Consider the following 22,618-nt stretch of genomic DNA (forward strand, 5'->3'; position numbering starts at 1 on the left):
TTGCGGCAGACGCGCTTTCTGTGCGAACCGCGTGCCCGCCATCGTGGGGCTTCCCACCGCAGGAAGGTCAAACGTACTGACGCACTATCTATCTGGAGACAGAGGCGAGGAGCGTCACCGTAACGCCATCGCATGAACGGCGGCCGATCACCGCAACATCCGGCGCTGCAGCGGGCGTGCCTGCCGGGGCACTGTTCGCGTCCACGGTCGCGCCGTGCCGTTCCACGCGCAACACGTTGACCGGCCACGCCGGGCGAAGCAGCCGCTCGCGCACCACCATGCCGGTCCAAAGCGGCACGGGCGCGCCGCTCTTCGGATCGGCGACGGCATATCCCGCAGGCCAGAGCCGCAGCACAAAGCGCTCCGCCGACACGTCGCCCGCGCGCGCGAACACGAGTGGCGAAGGCGCGCCGTTGTCGAGCTTGGGCAAAACCGGAAGCGCCATGGCCGATACGTTGGGCGCCACGAGCGAGAAAATCGTGCGCGCCGACAACTGCACGCCCGGCAACCAGCCCTGAGCGCGCAGCGCGGTCTCGATCCCGGCGGCGCTCGCGGACCACTGCAACGACAACGGCTCCTTCCGGTCGCCTTCCAGGTCGGTACGCCAGCAAGGCAACCGGCGCCACGCGGTGTCCGTCCACGTCCGCTGCGAAATGACGATGGTCGGCCGGGCGAGGCCCTCCGTTGCGGGCAGCGCGGGCTTGCCCGGACTTCCGCCGCCCGCCGCGAATTGCAGCCCAACGGCGCCGGCCATCGCGCCGAACACCGCCACCGGATAGAGCGGCGGCAGTTTCGGCGGCATGGGGTTTCGCCAGGTCAATTCGAGCGCCAGCGCCACGAGCCAGGCGCAAGCGAGCGCTGCGCCCGCAATGGCGTCCGAGAACCAGAACCGGCCCAGGTACAAGCCCGCCAACGCAATCAACACGACGATGACGATGCTCGCCGTCACGGCGACGGCCCGCGTTGCGCCGCGCGCCCGGCGCGCAAACAGGAACGCGAGAAAGCCATAGACGATGACGGACGCCGCGACGTGATCGCTCGGAAACGCGTACGCCTGCGCCCCGGCCGCGGCGGGCGCCGCGCGGTGAATGGCGAGCCGCACCACGAGAATGACCGCCTGCGAAAACGCCGCCGCGGCGAGCCAGTACCCGAGCGCGCGCCAGCGCGTCTCCCAGGCGAGCAGCAAGGCAACGACCGCGACCAACGCGCCGAGCGTCACGACGCTACCGAGCATCGCGATCCCGGCGAAGGCCGCATCGCTCCACGGCGTGCGCACCGATGCCAGGAAACGGTAGACCGCCCCATCGACATGAACGAGTGGGTCGCCTTGCAGCACGTCCTGCATCACGGCGAGAAACACCCCCCCCGCGCCGAGGACCACCGCCGACATCGCCACAGTGATGCGCGCACCGGGTTCGGCGGGGTCGAGTATCCGGCGCGCGAGGCGACCGGCGCGGCCCGGATGCCGGCTCGCCCAACGCGTGAGCGATTCGCCTGCTTCGTCCACGAGACTCCCCGCGTGCAAAAAAAGCAAACGCGCGAGGCGATACCCAAGCCAGCTGATGCCCACCAGCAAGACGATGACGACCACGAGCCGAAACGACACAGCGCCCGCAAGCTGCACCGACGCCCCGAACACCGCGCCGGGCACGATGTGCGCGGGCGCCCAAAGCAGCGCGGAAACGACGTTCAGCAGGTAGAAGCGGCCTGCGGACATGCCGAGCATGCCAGCAACCACCGGCACGACCGCGCGGATCGGCCCAACGAAGCGCGCCAGCAGAATGCTCTTCGCCCCGTGCCGCGAGAGAAAGTCCTGACCCTTCTCGAGCAGTTGAGGATGACGGCGAAACGGCCACACCATCGGCATCTGTTCGCGAAAGCGGGCGCCGAGCCAGTAGCTGAGGCCGTCGCCTGCGACTGCTCCTACCACCGCACACGCCAGCACCGCAGCCAGGTTGAGCGAACCCGCGCCGGCGAGCGCGCCCGCGAGGAAGATCACCGTGCTGCCGGGTACAAAGGTGCCGACCACGGCGACCGCCTCGAGAAACGCGGCCAGAAAGACGATGGTGAGCGTCCAGCCGGGATGACTGGCAAGGTGAGCCCAAAGGTGGAGGAAGAGGTGTTCCATGGGCCGTCATGATGCCCGAGATCAGCGGCCCTCATGGCTGGACGCGGGTGCCTCGACGCGCGACGCGCCGGACTCGTCACAGGATGGCCGTCACGCCGATGCCGCGGCCCGCCCGCCCTTCTGCCAGGGCGCACGCTTATCGCTGCGGGCAAAGTGGGCAAGCCGCTTCTGGACCGCCAGCATCGCCTTGATGGACGCCTGCTGAAGTTGCTCGTCGTGCAGGGCGAGCAGTTTCTCCACGGCGGCGCACTCTCGTGGCTCGAGATACCAGGCATCGTCGCGTGTGGCCCGGGACGCGCTCCGGTCGAGCGCCTCTTCGGCGTCGGCGAAAAGCCCGGCGGCCGGTCGACCATACCCGTCCTCGTGCAGATACCAGGCAACGTACAGCACGCGAATCAACTCGCTGAGCAGATACCCGTTTCCCTCACCCGAACGCAGCGCGGCCAACGCCAGGTGGTAGCGCAGCGAGAGCTCGCGCACCGAATCTGCTGTGGGCGGCAACAACATGGCGCGCGTCGACGCTTTGCCGGATTTACCCCGCTTATTCATCTTGGATTTAGCCCCGCGTTTCTTTCGATAGGAGTGGCCGCTCTTATCGCCACGGCGAGATGTTAAGCACTAAACGAATGAAATTCGCAGGGATTGCATTGTTTAACAATCGCGTCGTCTTTCCCCCAATATCATGCCTTTGCGTGACCAAAACAAAGCTCGAGATAACGTAATTATTTCCTGACACATATCGGTAAAGCGAAATAAATACCGATTACATTCCCGCATTGTGTGACGCTTTCTTTCCATTTACTATTCGCATCGCAAACCAGAAGTAAAAAACCAGGCGGGGCAGCGACTATGGGTGCACAAGACCTCATTTCGATAATCAATGCGGGCATTAGCCAGCAAGACCGGTTACTCAAACTCGATTCGCCGCTCGGCCCCGACGTGCTATTGCCTCAGCGCGCCGTCGGGCACTCACGCATGGGTCGCAATTTCGAATTCACCGTCGACGTTGTGTCGTTGAAAGATTCGGTCGAGTTGAAAAGCCTGATTGCGCAACCGGTCACGCTGTGGATTCAGCAATCCGACCGGTCGTATCTGCCGCATCACGGCTATGTGCATACCGTGCGGCGACTGGGCTCGGACGGCAGGCTGACCAGCTATCAGCTCGCGTTCTCGTCCTGGCTGCATTTCCTGAAGTTCCGCAAGGACGCACGCATCTTTCAGGAAATGACGGTGGAATCCATTCTGGAAGCCGTATTCGACAACCACCCGCAGGCGCGCGGCGCGTACCGGTTTGCGTTGCGAAACCCCACACCGAACCGCTCGTTCTGCGTGCAATACGAGGACGACTGGAATTTCGCGCATCGGCTGATGGAGTCCGAGGGCCTGTTCGGCTTCTTCGAACAGGCGGCGGACGGCAAGTCGCACACGCTGGTGGTCACCGACGACCTTTATATGTGCAAGCCCGTGGAGCCGGAGCAGGTGCAGTTTTACCGGTCCGGCGTGAACAGCGAAACGGATGCATTCGTGCAGTGGTCGGGCACACGGACGTTGCAAAGCGCGGCGTATGCGACGGCGACGTTTGATTACAAGTCGCCTCTCGCACACAAGGCGAAATCGTTTCCAACGGTTGGCGATCAGGGTGCGCTCCCCGATCAGAACGAAGTCTACGAGTACACCGGGGCGTACGCGTACCTCGAGAGCGAGCGCGGCGACCACCTCACCAAGCTGAGGCTCGAAGAATGGGAGTCGCGCGCGAAGCGCTTTCATGGCGTCGGCAGCGTCCGGCGCATCGACGCCGGCAAACTGTTCCAGCTCCAGGGCCATCCCGAGCACGAACGCGATGCGAGTCAGGACCGTGAATTCGCTGCCATCGCAGTCACCTGGTACATCGAGAACAACCTGCCCATCGGCAACAGCCGACCGTTCCCCCACAGCCTGCACAGCCAGTTGGCCGAGGTAAGAGACGCCCACGAAGGCGCCGACCCCGCGTTCGTCATCAAGAACCTGGACGGCAGCGAAGGCTTCTATCTGGCGGAAGTGGAAGCGCAGCGTCGCTCCGTGCCCTTTCGCAGCCCGTTCGAGCACAGCAAGCCGCAGATGCACATGCAGACGGCCACCGTCGTGGGACCGTCGAACGAGGAGGTCTATACCGACAGCCTGAACCGCATCAAGGTCCGCATGCATTGGGACCGGCTCAATGCGGGAGACCAGAACGCCTCGTGCTGGATGCGCGTGATGAGTTCGCACGCGGGCAGCAACTTCGGCGGCGTGTACGTGCCGCGGGTCGGCCAGGAGGTCGTCGTCACGTTTCTGGATGGGGACTGCGACCGGCCGCTCGTGACCGGCGCAGTGTTCAACGGCGCGCAGACCCCGCAGTGGCACACGCAGGGCGTGATGTCGGGCTACAAGTCGAAGGAGTACAAGGGCCAGGGATTCAACCAGCTCGTCTTCGACGACACGACGGGGCAAAACCGCGCACAGCTGTTCAGTTCCACGGCGTCGTCGTTTCTGCACCTCGGTTATCTCATCGACCAGCAGGACAATAACCGGGGGGCGTACCTGGGGACGGGGTTTGATTTGAAGACCGAGGCCTACGGGGCCGTCCGCGCCGCACAGGGACTTTATCTGTCTACCTTCTCGCGCGGCGGCACGTCTAGCCAGCCTCTTGATGTGAAGGAGGCAAACAGCCATCTCTCCGATTCTGCAAACGTCATGCAAACGCGGTCCGACTCGGCGTCGGCCGTACAGGCGGAAGCCCTGACGGAAGGGCATAGTGAACTCGAAGCATTTGCGAACGCGACTCAGAGTAGCCAGGCCGGTAGTGGAGCGGCAGGCGGTAATGCAAGCCCCGCTAACGGCTTTTCCGAGCCCGTCATGGTGTTGGGGAGCCCCAATGGCATTGGTCTGACCACGATGAAGTCGGTACACGCAGCCGCGACCGACCATATCAACCTCGTCAGTGGCTCCAGCACGTACATCGCAGCCACGAAGTCTTTCATTACGAGTGTCGGCCAGAAGATAAGTCTCTTCGCCCAAGGCGCTGGCATGAAACTCTTTGCCGGCAAGGGCAAGGTGCAAGTTATGGCTCTGTCGGACAACCTGGAACTCACTGCTGACAAGACCTTGAAGGTGATCTCCACATCGGACGCCGTCACCGTTAGCGCCCAGAAGGAAATCACCTTGTCGGCGGGCGGCGCGGTCATCCGCATAGCAAACGGCGATGTCCAGGTGCATGCGCCAGGCAAACTCGACTTCAAAGGCGCAAGCCACTCATTTGCGGGACCGCAAGGAGAAAACGTATCAAACAGCGCGCCGACGTCCGGCGCATGCGCCTCGCAATTTGCCTCGGCAGCGCAGAGTGGTGCTGCCTTGGTGGAATAGCTTTCGAGCAGAACGAGATAGCTATGACCGCCACCTATATGGTTGTAGAACCGAGCAACGGCGACCTGGATATGCGTCCCGCGCCAAATGCCTACGAGATAGGCGAACTCGTGCCGACCGAGCGCCCCGATCTTGAAGGCGTGGCTCCAGTTCTTTATCGCCTTGAGCACGTGGAGCGTCAGCTTGCCCATGTCCAGCAACTTGCCATCGGCCATTGGTACGACGGCCGTCCGCCGGTTGTTTGCTGCATCTTCGAAACCGAAGCCGCGACGGATGAAGTTCGCGAGCATCTTGCGTCGTCTTTGTTGCTCGACAAGCCGGGCGGCGGCAGCGGCGTGTTCCGCTACTACGACCCTCGTGTCTACAGCCATCTTCGCTGGATATTGGAATCGTCACAAATGGCAGCGTTGATGGGCCCCGTGACGCGCTGGAGCTATCCGGACGAGACGGGTTCATGGCAGGAGGCGCGTTTCGACGTTGTCGGGCACGAAAAGCTCACCGTTACTAGCGAACAGTATCGACAGATTGCTCGTATCGCGCTCGTCAGAGGTGCCCTTGAACCACTTCGCGCCGCAGGCATAGGTATTCCTCAAGATCTGCCCCGCCTTCTTGACAGACAACTGCACAAGGCGGAACGGTATGGCCTTACGGTGGAAGACCAGATTCCGTTCGCCTTGCATGGCGTACTCGTCGCGCCAAACTTCGACCGGCATCCAAAGGTGCAGGCCGTTCTTTCTCGGTCGCAAGAAACGTCCTACGCGGAGGCGATCGATCAATGGAGCGACGAGGACTGGCAACGCATCAAACAGGAAAGCGCGCAGTACCCGCTCGATTAGACAAGCGCAACCCGTCTTTCAGGAAGGACTTATATGCTGCTGGACGACACCGGTTTTCAAAGTATCAGCCAGATTACGAAGGCTGCGATATCCGCGGGCGCACCGGCGACCCAGTGCAAGATGTGCCAGAAGAAGGGACTACCCATTCTTCCCGTGCGGTATTCCGCGGTAGCGGCCACACGGGCCCACGGAATCGACGGCATACCGCTGGTAAATGGCAGCTTCGGTGCGCATGTGCTGGACGTTGCGTCGCGCAAGGCTAAATACACGTTGCGGTCCCTGCGATACGGTTATGTGTATGTCTTCTATCCGAAGACGTCCGCGTGGAAGTGTTACGCCGTAACGAAGGAAGGAAACTGCTACGAATGCGCGCTCGACGTAATGCTCGACCGCTCCACTGAGAAACCGTTCTCGTGTACACAAACGGGCCACCCCGAACTGGCGCAGTGCATCACCATCGAGAACGCCGACAAGATCGGCACTGTGTTCATGGCATTCAGCGAGGTCCAGTGGACGAAAGCAGTACGCGACGCTTATGCAGCAGATAAAGACGGCTGTCGTACGAAACGCATGCAGGCATTCAATGCTTCAGCCTGGTATGCAAACCCTGGCAACGCGCCGCATGCTGCGTCGGCATCGAATGTGCAGCAGCTGGTTTCCGAGTACAAGGGGGGAGCAACTCAGTCCTTCCTGACATCCCCGTTTCCGTTCCGCGACCGAAGCGCGGAAGGAGCCGCACTCAACGCCGCGATGGATCACCTTGCTCCGCACAAAGGCGCCGTGTTTGCACTGTGGGATCCGATTGGGATCACGCAGGAATTGAATGTGGAGAACAGGTTTGCATTTGGTGTTGTATTGGCAAAATACCAATGGGGAAGCTGGTCCGCCGACATGGTTAAGGGCGTCAAGGAAGCGATCGAGGATGGCGCAGTCAAAGACGACCAGGTTGCGGAACAAATGCTGGAGGGCCAGATGATGCAAGCCCAGGCGCTCAGCTCGCTTTTCGATGGCGGCAAGCATCTGGATAAAGACATTTCCGACCTGCGGGCGAGAACCGCGGCCGAGGCCCCAAAGGTGAGAGAAAACGCCTGGGAAGATTACTCGACCGCCGTCAGCGTTACGGCGGCGGAAGAATACAAGGCCAAAGCGAAGCAGGATTTCCAGAATGAGCAGCACAACACCTGGACGCCGCTTTCGTTTGACCACCTCAGTTGGCTCTCCTCCGCAAACTTACATCACGTGTTTCAGTACGATTACGATACGCAAGACCCGGTGAGCGGATTTTTCTATGAAAGTGCGTTCCTGGCGTGTATAGAGGGCGCTTCTGCTCGGCGCGAGGCTTTTGACCAGTTGAATCAATGGGCACAAGGTCGAATTGAAGACCCCACAAATCTCCTTCTCCGTGCGCTCATTCTTAATCAAAAGGTTAACGAAGAGCGCATTGCCGAAGCCGGCAATTACCCATACCCGGAATTGCGTGAAACAGCAGCAAAGACGGTGGAATCGTTTTTTAAATCTGCCGAAGCACTCGAAAGCAAGGGCATCGCGACCTTGCCAGCCTTCTATAGGCAGGGTGCTTCTCTTATTTATGAAACAGGAGCTCCAATCGCAAAAATCATAGCGACAAGTCTGGATTCCGCCGCGGCGAAAACGGCTGTACTGGTCATGTGCGCACGGAGTGGCAAGCAAGTCATCGTTCGGCCGGTACAGGGGTCGCAGTCGCAATGGATCAACTACTTCGCGAGGCAGATGTGGGAAATGACACCCGCAACGAGCAGGCCTTCACTTAGTTCTCTGAAAGCGTCAATCCGAAAGCAGTTCACGACAAAGACGCCTGAAGGTCAAGTTACAACGGTACCCCAATTCATCATCGTCGACAAAGACAAACTCAGTTCCTTTGAAATGCCGGGAGCCTTAAATAAGGACAAAGCCGCCTACATTGCTTCGTCGGCAAACAAGATTATGTTGACGGATGAATCAATCGAAAAGACGTTCGTCCCGGCCTTTCGCAAACTGACTGGCGGCGAAGTGGCGTCCGCGGGAATAGGTACTGTGTTCGCTCTTATCAATTTCCACTATGCATCAAAGGAACTTGAAAAATCAACTCACTTTAACAGCGAAGAAACCAAGCTGAAATTCTATGGTTCAATAGGCGCCTTGATCGGAGGGGTTTCCTCGGTCTCGGGAAGCAGTCTTGAAGCTGCGCATCATATTCACATAAAGCTTCCACCAGTACTGTCCGAGGACGTCGCAAGTGGATTGAAGTTTGCCGCTCGATGGCTCGCAGCACCTGCGGCGTTCGTAGGTGCATTCTATGATTTGAAAAATGCGAAAGAATCCTGGGAGTCGGGACACGCCGGGCTGGCACTGCTCTACACGATTTCGTTCGCCGGGGGTTTAGCATTGGGCATATTGGTCTTGGCGGCAAGTTCGAGTGCGATAATTCTGCCACTGACATTGCTGCTCCTGGCCGTGGGGGTTCTGATCATGATCTTCAAGGAGCGCGAACTCAAGGAGTTCTTGGGCCGCAGCTATTTTGGAACGAACAAGAAAGCCGGCCGCTTCCTGTCATTTGACGAAGAGCAGAAGGCCTATTCCGGTCTCGGAGCATAAGCCATGGCATGGGACGGCATCATTCGGATCAAACTCAGTCGCCCCCTGACGGATGACGAGAAGTCGCGCCAGTTAAAGGTTGGTGTCGCCGCTTCCGCTACACCAAACGACAATTTTTCAGTCTTTGAGAGGAATGACGTTTTCCTGGAAACTTCGAACGCCCAATACCATGAACGGGGCATGCTGACTTACGGCGGTATATTCGCAGTCCCACTGTGCCTGTTCGGCATAGCTACCATCACGCACATGATGTTGAACGTACCAGATGCGATCCGGAAAAACGGAGAGATGGCCGCAGGTCTCATCGGATTAGGGGTTATTGGCCTGTGCGTAGTTCTTTTGCTCGGCGCCGTTCTATGGGGATTGCACACAGAGTGGTTCACGTGGACCCGCTTGCCTGTTCGCTTCAATCGACGTACTCGCATGGTTCATGCGTTCCGAGGCGCTGGCGCCAAAGGCGTTATCTCGGTTCCTTGGGACAAGGCATTCTTTTTCGTGGAGCCTCGCGGAAAGGAAGTCGTCTCGCGCACGAACTCCTACAACATCCGATGCCACGTGCTGGACGAAAGGCAATACGTCGTACAGTCCTTTTCCGTGGGCAAGAGCGTTGCATCGTTTCGCGATGACTCAACCACTCAAGGCGCAGAAATTGCCGACATCCTGTCTGCCGAATTCGAGTACATCCGACGTTATATGGAGAACGGCCCGTACGACGTCCCTTCGCCTGAGTACATACCGACCGAGGTTTCGCTGTCCAACTCGATGAAGATCTGGATGCGCTCCGACAAGCGCCTGCTTCGGAGTGGCAATCCACTTGCAATGCTTGTGCTGGCTTTTAGCCCCTTTGCTGCCTTGACGGGGTTGCTGCACTACATCGGTCAGCTTAGCTGCCGTGAGCCTGTGTGGCCGGAGGACATCGAGCGCGAATGCGCATTTGCTGGCCCTGAAACCGTGAAGGTTTGAAGGCAAACAGGAGACGGGCCGATGTACCTTCATGGACGGACGCGGCGCAAATGACGACACCAGCTTGGGAGCATGACCATGGCTTGGGACGGTACCGCCTGGGTGAAACTGAACCGTCGGCTCACCGATGAAGAACAGGCCCGGCAACTCAAAGTGGAGCTAGCTGCAAGCAGCACAGCGCTGGACGACTTCTCGGTGTTCGAAATGAACGACGTCTATCTGGAAACCACTAACGCCTCCTTCGCGCAACGAGGACTGCTTACGTATGGCTGCATTTTCATTTTCGCCATGGGCTTGATGCTTGTGGTGCTCACACTCTGGGCCATAACGAACCCTCCGGCGAATGTCGTCGGTGCGGAGCGCATGGTGGCATTGATATGCATGGCAGGCTTTTCGGTAGTCGGCTTTGGCATTATCTTCATCGCACTCTGGGGCATGCATCAGGAGAACTTCACGTGGACGCGCTTCCCCGTCCGGTTTAACCGGAAAACACGTATGGTCCACGCGTTCAGGGGTGCGGGGGCGAAGGGTGTTATTTCGGTGCCGTGGGACAAGGCTTTCTTCTTTATCGAACCCCGCTCGAAGGACCCCATTTCGCGTGCGCTCGTGTTTAATCTCCGCTGCCATGTGCTCGACGAGCACGGGTGCATCACACAATCTTTCTCGATAGGCTCGCGGGTGACCACGATCGACGATGAATCGACCGAGAACGGTCGCTCAATCGTGCGCGGACTGAATGACCAGTTCGAATATATCCGCCGTTACATGGAAGGCGGTCCCTCAGCGGCCCCCACGCCCGAATGGGTTCCGAAGGGGCCGTCCTTTGCCAACAGCCGCCGCATATGGACACGCGACGATGAGGCGCTGCTTAAAGAGCGTAGCGTGCTGGCCACGACATTGGTCTGGGTGCTCCGGCCTTTTGTCTACCTTACTGTCGTGCTCCACTACATCGGGATGCGAACGAGCCGCGAGCCGGTGTGGCCGGCCGACGTCGAAACCGCATGCGGGAATACCGCCCCGCAGTCGCTAGCTCAAACCTGATAAGTTGTCAGCCGAAGCCGCGGGTGGGAGCGGTTGTCTTTTAGCGGCAGGAGTTCGCGCAGTTCGCAGCGCCAGATCCTAACCGAGGGACCGTGGTCGCGGTGAGTGACAGGCTGTGTTGAAGGACGCCATGCATGGCATACGACTACCTCACATGGATACACCTAAAGCGCCCTATAACCGAAAAGGAAGGGTGATCCTCCCGTTCAGTAAGCGGGATCAGAAGTAGAATTAACGGAGAACGCGCGACTGCGCAAGATGTACTGTAGTGGCCTAATGAACCCGGACACTGATTTAGGCGAGAATGCTCGCCATGGAGAGGTGTCTGATGCCGAAGCAACGTCGTTCGTTTTCCCCCGAGTTCAAACAGCAAGCAGCCAGCCTGGTGCTTGACCAGGGCTATAACTTTTCAGAGGCGAGCCGTTCGGTCGGCGTCGGCGAGACGGTGCTGCGCCGCTGGGTGCAGCAACTTCAGATGGAACGCCAGGGCGTCACGCCGAAGGGCAAGGCAATCACGCCGGATCAACAGCGTATTCAGGAACTCGAGGCGCGTATCGAACGCCTCGAGCGTGAGAAGGCCATTTTAAAAAAGGCTACCGCGCTCTTGATGTCGGAAGGCATCGAACGTACGAAGTAATTGATCAGATTGGCGCAAGCGAATCGGTCGAGCTGATCTGCGCGGTATTCGACGTGTCGCGGTCCTGCCTGTATGCCCACCGAGGGCGAGCCCGACGTGTTGATGCCGAGCGAATGGCACTGCGTAGCCGGGTACACGAGCTGTTCATCGAGAGTCGAAGCTCAGCCGGCAGTCGCAGCATCATGGGCATGATGCGCGAGGAAGGTACGGCGATTGGCCGCTTCAAGGTCAGCCGCTTGATGGAAGAGCTGGGGTTGATTTGCAAGCAACCCGGCAGTCATGCGTACAAACAGGCGACGGTTGAGCGGATCGATATTCCGAACCATCTCAACCGTCAGTTTGAGGTTGGTGCGCCGAATCAGGTCTGGTGCGGCGACATCACGTATGTCTGGGCACAAGGCCGTTGGCATTATCTGGCGGTCGTGCTCGACCTGTTCACGCGGCGAGTTGTCGGTTGGGCTTTCTCGACACGCCCGGACGCCGATTTGGTCGTGCGGGCGTTGGAGATGGCCTACGAGCAACGAGGCCGACCGCAAGGGTTGTTGTTTCACTCGGACCAGGGCGGCCAATACGCAAGCCGGAAGTTCCGTCAGCGTCTGTGGCGCTACCGGGTAAAGCAGAGCATGAGCCGTCGTGGAAATTGCTGGGACAATTCCCCGATGGAGCGGCTGTTCCGCAGCTTCAAGACGGAATGGCTGCCGTCAGTGGGTTACATGTCGGCGCAGGAAGCACACCGGGATATCAGTCACTACCTGATGCATCGGTACAACTGGATACGGCCGCATCAGTTCAACGACGGACTGGCGCCGGCTGTCGCGGAAGAAAAACTTAACGCAGTGTCCGGAATCAGTTGACCACTACAGACCGTGTTCCGGCGGATAACCTGCCGATCATTTATGAGATTCTTGGCTTGTACGACAAAGGGTTGAGGGAACTGGCACAAGGGCATCGTCATGTCTGGCGAAGCGGTGAGCCCTTTGACGCCGCGATGGATCGTTACAGTCACCTCTGCCAATACTTCTACACCGATCCGGAGTACTGGGAGCGGGGCGCGCAGATAAAAGCGTACCCGCCCAAAGTAAGCGCCCTGGCCCGGTTGATGCACATGTCGGAGTTCCATGGAGACTACGCACCCTGCGAGGTCGTCGACTCGAGCGGCGATGTGGCGAACCGTCAATCAGCCGCATTTCTTCTTGCCCCGGAGAATTACAGGCATCAATTCTACGAACTCGAATATCCGGTGTTCCCGGCGTCGCTTCCCGAACCGCCAGATCCGCCTGACGTTGTCATCAGATCTGGCCAGACCGTTCCTTTCGATGGCATATGGGAGCCGGTTACGTCGACCCAAACCAAGCTTCTGGGAATCGTCCCTGTGGGCGACAAGACATTCGAGAACAACGGCTGTTTCAACTATCTCGTCCAGGGAACAAGGGCACCGTCCCTCGATGGCCCATTCGACCCACAAACATTCAGTGCCTCGCCCACAAGCACGCATTGGCGTCTGCTTTGGGAAGACACGCGGTACAACAACGGCGTCATTCCAGACGAGCCAGAGTACTTTCTCGAGCCGCAGGCAGTCGAATCAACGATCTCTACCGATCTGCCCGCCGGTACGGAAGTGCAAACCGGCGAGATATGTCCCATATCGGGCACCTGGGAGGCCATCGGACTTGGCGTAGCGCCAATCCGGGTCCTTAAGGGGCAGATAATGCCAGACGTCCTTCTCCCCTGTCCCGGGTCGGGAGAACGTCGTGTTCATTGGGCAAGATGGCGCTTGCTCGCAGCGGGTGTCGATCTTCGACTGCAGCGTGATGATGCGGGCGTACCGCCTGGCACGCGCCGGCTTGCTAGCGATGAAATACAAACCAAGGTGGCGAACAGCAAAGCCGTTGCTGCGTCACGTACTGCAGCAAGCGGTCAGGAGTAGATTTGATGGACCACGCCGCAAAAGAATACGACATGCACGATCCCGCCACCCGGCGCCGCGTGTTTTGGCTATTGAAGCGCCTGACCAGCTTTTCGCTGTGGGCAAAGAAAAGAGACGCCTGGGAGGTGTTCACCCGGGCATATGAAAATGCCGTCCGGACCTGGCCGAAAAATGCCGCGGAACGCGTGGACGCCGATTTGCTACCTCGCATCTACGAAACGCTGAGCCTGTACACCAAAGGGGTGGAAGAACTGGGAAACGGGCACCGATTTGTGTGGCGCACGGGTGAGGCTCTTGAAGCTGCGCTCGACACGAGCGGGACCGTCCATAACTTTCTGTACACGCATCCCGACTACTGGGAGCGCGGCGCCCAGACGGCGCCTTACCCGGATAAAGTCGAAGCGCTCAACAGGCTGCTGCTTGCCAGCACATACGAGGGGGACTACGCCCCCATCGAGGTTCCCTTCGGGCCACAGAAGTCAGCGCGATATTCCAGCCCTGGTGCCTTGCTCGACCCTGAACGTTACACATACCGGTTCTATCAATTGGCCTATCCAGTCTTTCCCGCCGAGATTCCGGAAGTGCCCGGCGGTACGGACATCATCATCCGTTCCGGGCAGCGCGTACCGGTGGATGGAATCTGGGAGCCGGTCAGCATCGAGCGAGAAAAGGCGCTGGGCGTCCTGCCTTTGGGCATAAGAAGTATCGAGAACAACGGATGCTTCAATTATCTGGTAAGCGATACGAAGGCCCCCAACATCATGGGTCAATGGAGCGAAGTCGACTCTCGTACGATGCGCACAACCACCCATTGGCGCCTGCTGTGGGAAGACACCCGCTACAACGATGGCGTGATTCCTGACGAATCGGAATACTTCCTTGAACCCATGCACATCGACTCCGCGACTGCGACCCAATCAGTTAAGGGACTCGAGGTACGAACCGGGGACGTCTGCCCTGTATCGGGCACGTGGGAAGCGAAAGGATTCGACGTAAAGTCAATCGAAGTAGCGAGGGGACAGGTGATGCCCGATGTTCTTGCTCCTTCGCCAGGTTCAGGCGAGCGTCGAGTTCATTGGGTCACCTGGCGTTTGGTGAAAGCGGCAGGAGACACCGTCGCGGCGACAACGTAATCCACTAACGCTGAAAGACGCCATGCATGGCATACGACTACCTCACATGGGTAAGCCTGAAGCGCCCTCTAACGGAAAGGGAAAGGTCTCGGCGGATCGACGTGCATAGGCCCGTCGCGACAGATATCACCGATGCTCACACCGTTTTTTCCATGAACGATACGGTGCTCGAAGTCTGCGATAGAGCCTATTCGCAACAGGGGGCGCGGCCTCGATTCCCTCTATTCGGCCATATCTGCCTCAAGGGCCATCCCTGCGCCTCTCTTAGCGCGTGGTTTTTCGGGCTGAACAACATCGGCGGCATTGGTTACAGCGCGCGTCTCTTCACACTCGTATTAAGCGGCCCATTGTTCGTCATGGCGATACTGCACTACATCGCGCAACTGACAAGCCGCGAACCGATCTGGCCGCCCCTATATCGAAGCCGCCTGCAGTAACGCCCAGCCGACGGTCGCCACAGTGGCCTGATCGCCCGACTTCAAACGCCTAAACGGACGCCCCCCATGCCCAGAAAATTCATCCTGAAAGACGACACGACAGACCACAACGGAATCGTGCTCGACGGCATTGCGGAATCATCGTTCGATGGTCGGCCACTGGCGTATCTCGGCGCGCCGGTGCATTGCCGCACGTGCAATGCCGACGGCACCATCGTCACCGATGGTTCGCCTCATACGATGTCGGTGGGAGGGAAAGTGGTCGCGCTGGAAGGCGACCTGTGCCAATGCAACTGCGAACCGCTGCCGCGCCTCGTTGCATCGCAGACCAGCGGAACGCTTTCGAGCTAACGATCGGCGGCCGGCGCGAACATCTACGCAGTTCGCGCCGCTCCACACTCACTCCACAGTCACGGATTTAGCCAGATTCCGCGGCTTGTCCACATCCGTGCCCCGCGCACACGCCGTGTGATACGCGAGCAATTGAAGCGGCACGACGTGCAGGATCGGCGACAGTAGTCCGTAGTGTTCAGGCATCCGAATGACATGAATGCCTTCGTCGTTGACGATGCGCGTGTCCGCATCCGCGAACACGTAGAGTTGGCCGCCGCGCGCGCGTACTTCCTGGATGTTCGACTTCAGCTTCTCCAGCAGCGCGTCGTTCGGCGCCACCGTCACCACCGGCATCGCCTCCGTCACGAGCGCGAGCGGTCCGTGCTTCAGTTCGCCTGCCGGGTACGCTTCGGCATGAATGTACGAGATTTCCTTGAGCTTCAGCGCGCCTTCCAGCGCGATGGGGTAATGCAGTCCTCGGCCCAGGAACAGCGCGTTCTCTTTGCGCGAGAACTCTTCCGACCACGCGATGATCTGCGGTTCCAGCGCCAGCACGCTGTTGAGCGCGGCGGGCAGGTGGCGCAGCAGCTTCACGTAGTTCTGCTCGTCGGCTGCCGATACGTAGCCGCGCAGCTTGCCGAGCGTCACCGCCAGAATGAAGAGCGCCACCAGTTGCGTGGTGAACGCCTTCGTCGATGCCACGCCGATCTCGCGGCCTGCGTGCGTCAGGAAAGCGAGTTCGGTGAGCCGCACCATCGCGCTTGTCGCCACGTTGCAGATGGCGAGCGTGTGCTCGTGGCCCAGCGACTGCGCATGCTTGAGCGCGGCCAACGTGTCCGCGGTTTCGCCCGACTGAGAAATCACCACGACGAGCGAGCGCGGATTCGGCACCGACTCGCGATAGCGGTACTCGCTCGCAATTTCCACCTGCGTCGGAATCTTGGCCACAGACTCGAGCCAGTACTTCGCCGTGAGTCCCGAGTAGTAGCTCGTGCCGCACGCCAGAATCAACACGCTGTCGATACCCGCGAACGCTTTGCCGGCGGCGTCGCCGAACAACGCGGCGTCGAACGTTTCGCCGGCCGGAATGGTGTCGGCAATCGCGCGCGGCTGCTCGAAGATTTCCTTCTGCATGAAATGCCGATACGGACCGAGTTCAACTGCGCCGCCGTACGCCTGCACCTGGCGCACGTCGCGCTTTGCCTCGTTGCCGTCGCGGTCTGCGATGCGCACGCCTTCCAGCGTGATTTCGCACACGTCGCCTTCTTCGAGGAACATGAAGCGGTCGGTGCTGCCGACCAGCGCGAGCGCGTCGGAGGCGAGGAAGTTTTCGTGCTCACCCACGCCCACCACGAGCGGCGAACCTGCGCGCGCGCCCACCACCGTATGCGGCTGGGCCTTGTGTAGAACCGCAATCGCATAGGCGCCGTGCAGTTGCTGCACGGCCTCGCGCACCGCGACGAACAGGTCGCCGCGATAGAGGCTGTGGATCAGGTGCGCGATGACTTCGGTGTCTGTCTGCGAAACGAATTCGTAGCCCTTGCCGCGCAGCGTCTCGCGCAACGTCTCGTAGTTTTCGATGATGCCGTTGTGCACGAGCGCGAGTTCGTCACGCGAGAAGATGGGGTGCGCGTTGTCGGTGACAGGCGCGCCGTGCGTGGCCCAGCGCGTGTGCGCGATGCCCGTTACGCCATCGAGGTGCGTCTCGCGCACCTGCTCGTCGAGGTCGGCCACACGCGCGACGCTGCGCGCGCGGCGCGGCCCTTCGCTCGACACCACGGCCACGCCGCACGAATCGTAGCCGCGATATTCGAGGCGACGCAGTCCTTCAATCAGTACGGGGACGATGTTACGTTGCGCAACCGCGCCGACAATGCCGCACATGGATTTCGGTCCTTATTCCGGTCCTTGCAGGTTGAATTCGAAGACAGCCGCGCGGTGGTCATGCCCTCGCGTTGCGCAACCGCCTTCGCCGTAGCTTCAGGTCTTCTTCTTGACGGGACGCACGTAGCCGGACTTCGCCGTTTGCGTCTTGTCGTTCAGCACGAGGGCGCCGGCTTCGGCGTCCTTCCAGACGGTCGTGCCCGCCGCGATGGTCACGCCGCGCCCGATGCGCACGGGCGCCACGAGCTGCGTGTCCGAGCCCACGAACACATCGTCTTCGATGATGGTGCGGTGCTTGTTCGCACCGTCGTAATTGCAGGTGATGGTGCCCGCGCCGATATTCACGCGCGCGCCCACGTCGGCGTCGCCGATATAGGCGAGGTGATTCGCCTTGGAGCCGTAACCGATGGCCGCGTTCTTCACTTCGACGAAGTTGCCCACGTGCGCCTCGTCGGCGAGCGCCGCGCCCGGACGCAGCCGCGCATACGGACCCAGCACCACCTGCGCGCCCACCTGCGCGCCTTCGATATGCGTGAACGCGTCCACGCGCGTACCTGCGCCGATCGTCGCATTGCGAATCACGCAGTTCGGGCCGATGGAGACGTTGTCCGCGAGCGTCACGCGTCCTTCGAACACGCAGTTCACGTCGATCGATACGTCGCGCCCGCATTCCAGCGTGCCGCGCACGTCGATACGCGCGGGGTCGGCCAGCGTCACGCCTTCAACGAGCAGCGTGTCGGCCACGTTGCGCTGGTGAATGCGCTCCAGTTCCGCCAGCTGCTGCTTGCTGTTCACGCCCAGCGTTTCCCACTCCTCGTCGGGCTGCGTGGTGACGATGTCGAGCCCCGCCTCGATGGCAAGCTCCACCACGTCGGTGAGGTAGAACTCGCCCTGCACGTTGTCGTTCTTGAGCGACGCGAGCCAGCCGGCAAGCGGCGCCGTCGGCGTCACGATGATGCCGGTGTTGATTTCGCGAATGCGGCGTTGCTCTTCCGACGCGTCTTTCTGCTCCACGATGCGCAGCACCTCGCCATCGGAATCGCGCACGATGCGCCCGTACCCGGTGGGGTCGTCGAGCGTCACGGTCAGCACGCCGTAGCCGTTCTGGCCCGCGGCGTCGGTGAGGCGCCGCAGCGTGCTGGCCCGCGTGAGCGGCACGTCGCCGTAAAGCACGAGCGTGGGATGCGCGGGGTCGAGCAGCGGCAGCGCCTGTTGCACGGCGTGCCCGGTGCCCAGCTGCTGCTCCTGCACGGCGAACTGCACGTCCGGCGCGGCAACGGCGCTGCGAACGGCCTCGGCGCCATGGCCGATCACCACCACGAGCCGCGCGGGATCGAGCGTGCGGGCAGTATCGATGACGTGTGAGAGAAGCGGCCGGCCGGCCAGAGGATGAAGCACCTTGGGCAGCGCGGACCGCATGCGCTTGCCGGTGCCTGCCGCCAAAATGACGATATTCATGGCGTCGGCGAGAAGACGGGATTGGAAGCCGGGCATTCTAGCATGGGCATATGTACCGATTTGCCGGCGCGGCGCCCGCGCCGAGCTTGCCGAAGCCCGTGGCCGCGCGGGTCACAGCGCGTCGCGGCCGCGCCCCGTCCGCTCAAAGGTCGTCGAACTGCACGATCGAAATGGGCTTCGTCGCGCCGTTCGCGAGCGTGTCGTCGCCGCCCGTGGTCGCGCACGGATCGTCGTCGAAGGCGATGTCGCCTTGCGGGTCGGCCTGGCCCGTGGCGCGCAATCCGGCGAACGGGAACAGCTTCGTGTCCATCAGGTGCGACGGCACGACGTTCGCGAGCGCATTGAACATGTTGTCGACGCGGCCCGGGAAGCGCTTGTCCCACTCGCGAATCAGCGCCTTCATTTCGGCGCGCTTCAGGTTCGGCTGGCTACCGCAGAGGTTGCACGGAATGATCGGAAACTCGCGCAGCTCGGCGTACTTTTCGAGATCCGTTTCCTTCACGTAGGCGAGCGGACGGATCACGACGTTCTTGCCGTCGTCGGACTGCAGCTTGGGCGGCATGCCCTTCAGCTTGCCGCCGTAGAACAGATTCAGCAGCAGCGTTTGCAGGATGTCGTCGCGATGGTGGCCCAGCGCGATCTTCGTCGCGCCCAGTTCACCGGCCACGCGGTACAGAATGCCGCGACGCAGCCGCGAGCACAGTGAGCACGTGGTCTTGCCCTCGGGCACGAGCCGCTTGACGATGCTGTACGTGTCCTGGTTCTCGATATGGAACGGCACACCGCGTTGCGTGAGGTACTCGGGCAGCACGTGCTCGGGGAAGCCCGGCTGCTTCTGGTCCAGGTTCACGGCCACAATGTCGAAGTCGATAGGCGCGCGCTCGCGCAGGCGCAGCAGCACGTCGAGCAGCGCGTAGCTGTCTTTGCCGCCCGACAGGCAGACCATCACCTTGTCGCCGTCCTCGATCATGTTGTAGTCGCCAATGGCCTGGCCCACGAGGCGCGCGAGCCGCTTGAAGAGCTTGTTGTTCTCGTACGCTTCTTTCTGCTCGCGGCGCGTGAGGGCGCGACGGCCGGCTTCCTGGCCATCTTCCCCGCTCGGCAACGCGACGGCATCCGCCGGCGTGGCGGCGGCTACAGGGCCGGCAATCTCGGGAGCGTTCATGAATCAGTCCTCTTTGATGCGAAAGACTTCGACGCCCACGGCATCGCAGTCCGGATAAACGTCGGGCTTTTCGGTCGACACGCGCGCCGCCAGCACATGCGGATGCTCGAGCATCGCGCGCGCGAGGTCGTCGCACAGCGTCTCCTGCAAATGGATGTGCCCCTGGGAGACGCGCTTCGCCACGGTCGCGCGCATGAAGTCGTAATCCACGACCTCGCGCAGCTTGTCTTCCTTCGGCGTGGAAAGCGCGAACGGCACGAACAGGTCGATATTGATCACGACGCGCTGTTCGCCACGTTTTTCGAAGTCGTGCACACCGATGTTGATGTACACCTCGTAATTGCGCAGGAAAAGCCTGCGGCACGCGGCGAGTTTCGGATGCGCAAAGGCGGCGGAGGCGGCTAGCATGGTCGTTCCAGTTCAGGCGGGCGTGGCGGAGGGGCACATCGGCGTGCGGCTCTGCTTCGGCGGTTCAGTCTTCAGTTCAACTCGGTCCGGGCGCGGCGGTTCGTCAGGCGCCCGGCGTCAGAAACATCACGTCGCGCGGCAGCGGCACCAGGTGCTGGCCGCCGTCCACGAGAAGTGTCGTGCCCGTCACGGCGCGCGCGTCGGCCAGATACAGCGCCGCCGCCACGAGATCTTCGGGGCGCGAGGCACGGCCAAGCGGCGTCACGCGATGCGCGGCGGCAAACGCTTCCGGCGTCTGCCATGCCGAGGGCAAAGTGAGCCCCGGCGCGAGCCCCACCACGCGCACCTTCGGCGCCAGAGCCTGCGCAAGCGCCACCGTGGCGTTTTCGAGCGCGGCCTTCGTCAGCGTGTACGAGAGGTAGTCCGGATTCATGTTGTACAGCTTCTGGTCCAGCACGTTGATGACCACGGTGCGCAAGCGCTCGTCGGCAACGGCAGCCTCGGGCGTAGCCTCGTACAGCGTACGCGCCAGCACGAGCGGCGCACCCAGATTGATCGCCGTGTGCTTGAGCAGACTCTCGTAGCCGACGTTGCGCGCGGTGTCTTCGTCGAAGCGCGACGCATTGTTCACCACGCAAACCGGGCGACCCAGCGCCGCGGTGCACGCGGGCACCAGCTCCGCGACCTGCGCCTCGACGGCGAGGTCCGCGTGCAGCGCCACGGCCCGGCGACCCAGTTTGCGAATCTGCTCGACCACTTCGGCGGCCTCGTCGCGCGACGTGCCGTAGTGGACGCCCACGTCCCAGCCTTTCTCCGCAAAGCCGAGCGCCAGCGTGCGGCCCACACGCTGCGCCGCGCCCGTCACGAGCACGACGCGCGCCGCCGACGCACGGGACGCGTTTTCAACGCTGGCAGAGCCGAAAGTGCCGGAAGAAGCGCTCATTTACAATGAAATCCACTATGCACAACAAAATGCATAAAAATCAGTATTTTACCCGAATATTCGAGCGCTTTTTTGGCGGTTTGGCACACGCATGGCACAACTGGTATAAAGAGCCACCACAATCAGCGATAACCGATCCCGCTCGCCGCATCGCTCACAACCCGACGACGGCGAGGTAAGAACACATGGCAACGATCCGTGAACGCAAGGATGCGCAGGGGAACAAGTCATACCACGTGCAGATTCGGCTGAAAGGCTTTCCTCCGCAGACCCGAACCTTCGACAGTAAGACCCTCGCCAAGCAATGGGCCGCACAGGTGGAAGCCGATTTGCGCGCGGGACGCTACATACAGCGTGTCGAAGCCGAGCGCCATACCGTGCGCGAGATGATCGACAGGTATCGCAAGGAGATCCTGCTTACGCGCAAGCCGCAACGCGAAGCGGATCAAGGCCGAGTTCTTGACTGGTGGTCGTCACGGCTCGGCGCGTACAGCCTTGCCGAGCTAACGCCAGCGTTAATCGGCACCTGCCGCGACGAGTTCGCCAGTATCCCGACTCCCAGCGGCGGGCTCCGCGCCGCCGCCACGGTCGTTCGCTCCCTCGCGACATTTTCGCACGTGCTGAGCGTAGCGGTGAAGGAGTGGCAATGGCTCGAAACGTCGCCGATGTCCAAGGTCGCCAAGCCGCGCGTCAACAACGAACGCGTGCGCCATTTGAGCGACGATGAGCGTGATCGGCTCCTCGCTGCCGCGGCTCGATCCGCCAACCGCTATCTCTATGTCATCGTTGTTACCGCGATCTCGACCGGCATGCGGCGCAGCGAAATCCTCAGTCTGCGCTGGCGCGACATCTCCCTACCAAAGCAGAAGGGCAGCTACGGGCTAATCCTGCTTAACCGGACCAAGAATGGTGAGCGGCGCGGCGTACCACTGACTGGCGTAGCGCTACAGGAAGTCGAACGTCTGAACGCTATACACGCGGATAAGCATACGGGCCGCGCCGACCCGGACGCATTGCTCTTTCCGAGCGACAGAGTGCCCGACCAGCCAATAAACATCCATCCTGCGTGGGACAGTGCACGTCGACATGCAGGCATTGAAGATTTTCGGTTTCACGACCTGAGGCATACGACAGCCAGCTATCTCGCGATGGGCGGTGCTACCGCGCCGGAAATCGCGGAAATCCTCGGTCACAGAACATTGAACATGGTGAAGCGGTACGCTCACTTCGGCAAAGATCACATTGCTAGCGTGCTCGCACGCGTAAACGCCGCCCGCCTCGGCGGTTCGGATAGTTCGAAGGACGACCAAGCGACGCCGGACCCGACGTAA

Annotated in this window: 18 protein-coding genes; 11 read left to right on the top strand and 7 right to left on the bottom strand. The window is 61.0% G+C overall.

Features of this window, described 5'->3' with window-relative positions:
* Nucleotides 1–88: 88 nt before the first annotated feature.
* Both U0042_RS18140 and U0042_RS18145 read right to left on the bottom strand, forming a co-directional pair.
* The gene (locus U0042_RS18140) at nucleotides 89–2,128 is read right to left on the bottom strand and encodes a VTT domain-containing protein (RefSeq protein ID WP_114814973.1); all 2,040 of its coding nucleotides are present in this window, start codon (nucleotides 2,126–2,128) and stop codon (nucleotides 89–91) included.
* Nucleotides 2,129–2,218: 90 nt separating this feature from the next.
* Nucleotides 2,219–2,677 carry a hypothetical protein gene (locus U0042_RS18145; RefSeq protein WP_114814972.1) on the bottom strand — a complete coding sequence of 153 codons (459 nt, stop codon included), beginning with the start codon at nucleotides 2,675–2,677 and terminating at the stop codon, nucleotides 2,219–2,221.
* A 300-nt stretch (nucleotides 2,678–2,977) separates the two neighbouring features.
* On the opposite strand from U0042_RS18145, the gene U0042_RS18150 reads away from it, so the two are divergent.
* The 10 genes from U0042_RS18150 (at nucleotide 2,978) to U0042_RS18195 (ending at nucleotide 15,447) form a co-directional block, all read left to right on the top strand.
* Complete coding sequence (locus U0042_RS18150) at nucleotides 2,978–5,509, top strand: type VI secretion system Vgr family protein (protein WP_114814971.1); 2,532 nt, start codon at nucleotides 2,978–2,980, stop codon at nucleotides 5,507–5,509.
* A 23-nt stretch (nucleotides 5,510–5,532) separates the two neighbouring features.
* Nucleotides 5,533–6,345: a DUF4123 domain-containing protein gene (locus tag U0042_RS18155; RefSeq protein ID WP_198665427.1), complete on the top strand. Its 813-nt coding sequence runs from the start codon at nucleotides 5,533–5,535 to the stop codon at nucleotides 6,343–6,345.
* A gap of 33 nt (nucleotides 6,346–6,378) precedes the next feature.
* A complete protein-coding gene (locus U0042_RS18160) occupies nucleotides 6,379–8,958 on the top strand; it encodes a T6SS effector BTH_I2691 family protein (protein ID WP_114814969.1) in 2,580 nt (859 codons plus the stop codon).
* Nucleotides 8,959–8,961: 3 nt separating this feature from the next.
* Nucleotides 8,962–9,921, top strand: a complete 960-nt coding sequence (locus tag U0042_RS18165; RefSeq protein ID WP_114814968.1) for a DUF6708 domain-containing protein — start codon at nucleotides 8,962–8,964, stop codon at nucleotides 9,919–9,921.
* Nucleotides 9,922–9,993: 72 nt separating this feature from the next.
* Nucleotides 9,994–10,962, top strand: a complete 969-nt coding sequence (locus tag U0042_RS18170; protein WP_114814967.1) for a DUF6708 domain-containing protein — start codon at nucleotides 9,994–9,996, stop codon at nucleotides 10,960–10,962.
* Between the two features lie 328 nt (nucleotides 10,963–11,290).
* Nucleotides 11,291–12,453, top strand: a protein-coding gene (locus tag U0042_RS18175; RefSeq protein ID WP_327204982.1) for an IS3 family transposase whose coding sequence is annotated in 2 segments (ribosomal slippage) — nucleotides 11,291–11,546 and nucleotides 11,546–12,453 — 1,164 coding nt in all. Because the reading frame shifts where the segments join, the coding sequence is not laid out codon by codon here.
* Nucleotides 12,450–13,526: an Imm72 family immunity protein gene (locus U0042_RS18180; RefSeq protein ID WP_232833660.1), complete on the top strand. Its 1,077-nt coding sequence runs from the start codon at nucleotides 12,450–12,452 to the stop codon at nucleotides 13,524–13,526. The genes U0042_RS18175 and U0042_RS18180 overlap by 4 nt, the downstream gene beginning before the upstream one ends.
* Before the next feature lie 5 nt (nucleotides 13,527–13,531).
* A complete protein-coding gene (locus tag U0042_RS18185; RefSeq protein ID WP_114815418.1) occupies nucleotides 13,532–14,659 on the top strand; it encodes an Imm72 family immunity protein in 1,128 nt (375 codons plus the stop codon).
* Between the two features lie 26 nt (nucleotides 14,660–14,685).
* Complete coding sequence (locus U0042_RS18190) at nucleotides 14,686–15,096, top strand: hypothetical protein (protein ID WP_232833661.1); 411 nt, start codon at nucleotides 14,686–14,688, stop codon at nucleotides 15,094–15,096.
* Between the two features lie 66 nt (nucleotides 15,097–15,162).
* Entirely contained in the window at nucleotides 15,163–15,447 is a 285-nt protein-coding gene (locus U0042_RS18195) for a PAAR domain-containing protein (protein WP_114815406.1), read from the top strand.
* Nucleotides 15,448–15,495: 48 nt separating this feature from the next.
* On the opposite strand, the gene glmS is transcribed toward U0042_RS18195, so the two are convergent.
* From glmS to U0042_RS18220, 5 genes are all read right to left on the bottom strand, one after another.
* Nucleotides 15,496–17,313, bottom strand: coding sequence for a glutamine--fructose-6-phosphate transaminase (isomerizing) (glmS, locus tag U0042_RS18200; RefSeq protein ID WP_114815407.1), 1,818 nt, complete (start codon nucleotides 17,311–17,313; stop codon nucleotides 15,496–15,498).
* A 96-nt stretch (nucleotides 17,314–17,409) separates the two neighbouring features.
* Nucleotides 17,410–18,771, bottom strand: a complete 1,362-nt coding sequence (gene glmU, locus U0042_RS18205; RefSeq protein WP_114815419.1) for a bifunctional UDP-N-acetylglucosamine diphosphorylase/glucosamine-1-phosphate N-acetyltransferase GlmU — start codon at nucleotides 18,769–18,771, stop codon at nucleotides 17,410–17,412.
* 142 nt (nucleotides 18,772–18,913) lie between these two features.
* Nucleotides 18,914–19,936, bottom strand: coding sequence for a tRNA 2-thiocytidine(32) synthetase TtcA (gene ttcA / locus U0042_RS18210; RefSeq protein ID WP_232833662.1), 1,023 nt, complete (start codon nucleotides 19,934–19,936; stop codon nucleotides 18,914–18,916).
* Between the two features lie 3 nt (nucleotides 19,937–19,939).
* Nucleotides 19,940–20,344, bottom strand: coding sequence for a dihydroneopterin aldolase (locus U0042_RS18215; protein WP_114815408.1), 405 nt, complete (start codon nucleotides 20,342–20,344; stop codon nucleotides 19,940–19,942).
* Between the two features lie 103 nt (nucleotides 20,345–20,447).
* Nucleotides 20,448–21,287 (bottom strand): SDR family oxidoreductase, encoded by an 840-nt coding sequence (locus U0042_RS18220; protein ID WP_114815409.1) that lies wholly within the window; start codon nucleotides 21,285–21,287, stop codon nucleotides 20,448–20,450.
* A gap of 185 nt (nucleotides 21,288–21,472) precedes the next feature.
* Between U0042_RS18220 and U0042_RS18225 the strand changes: the two genes are divergently transcribed.
* Entirely contained in the window at nucleotides 21,473–22,618 is a 1,146-nt protein-coding gene (locus U0042_RS18225; protein ID WP_114815410.1) for a tyrosine-type recombinase/integrase, read from the top strand.

It is taken from the genome of Paraburkholderia kururiensis (genome assembly GCF_034424375.1).
Taxonomy (GTDB): domain Bacteria; phylum Pseudomonadota; class Gammaproteobacteria; order Burkholderiales; family Burkholderiaceae; genus Paraburkholderia; species Paraburkholderia kururiensis_A.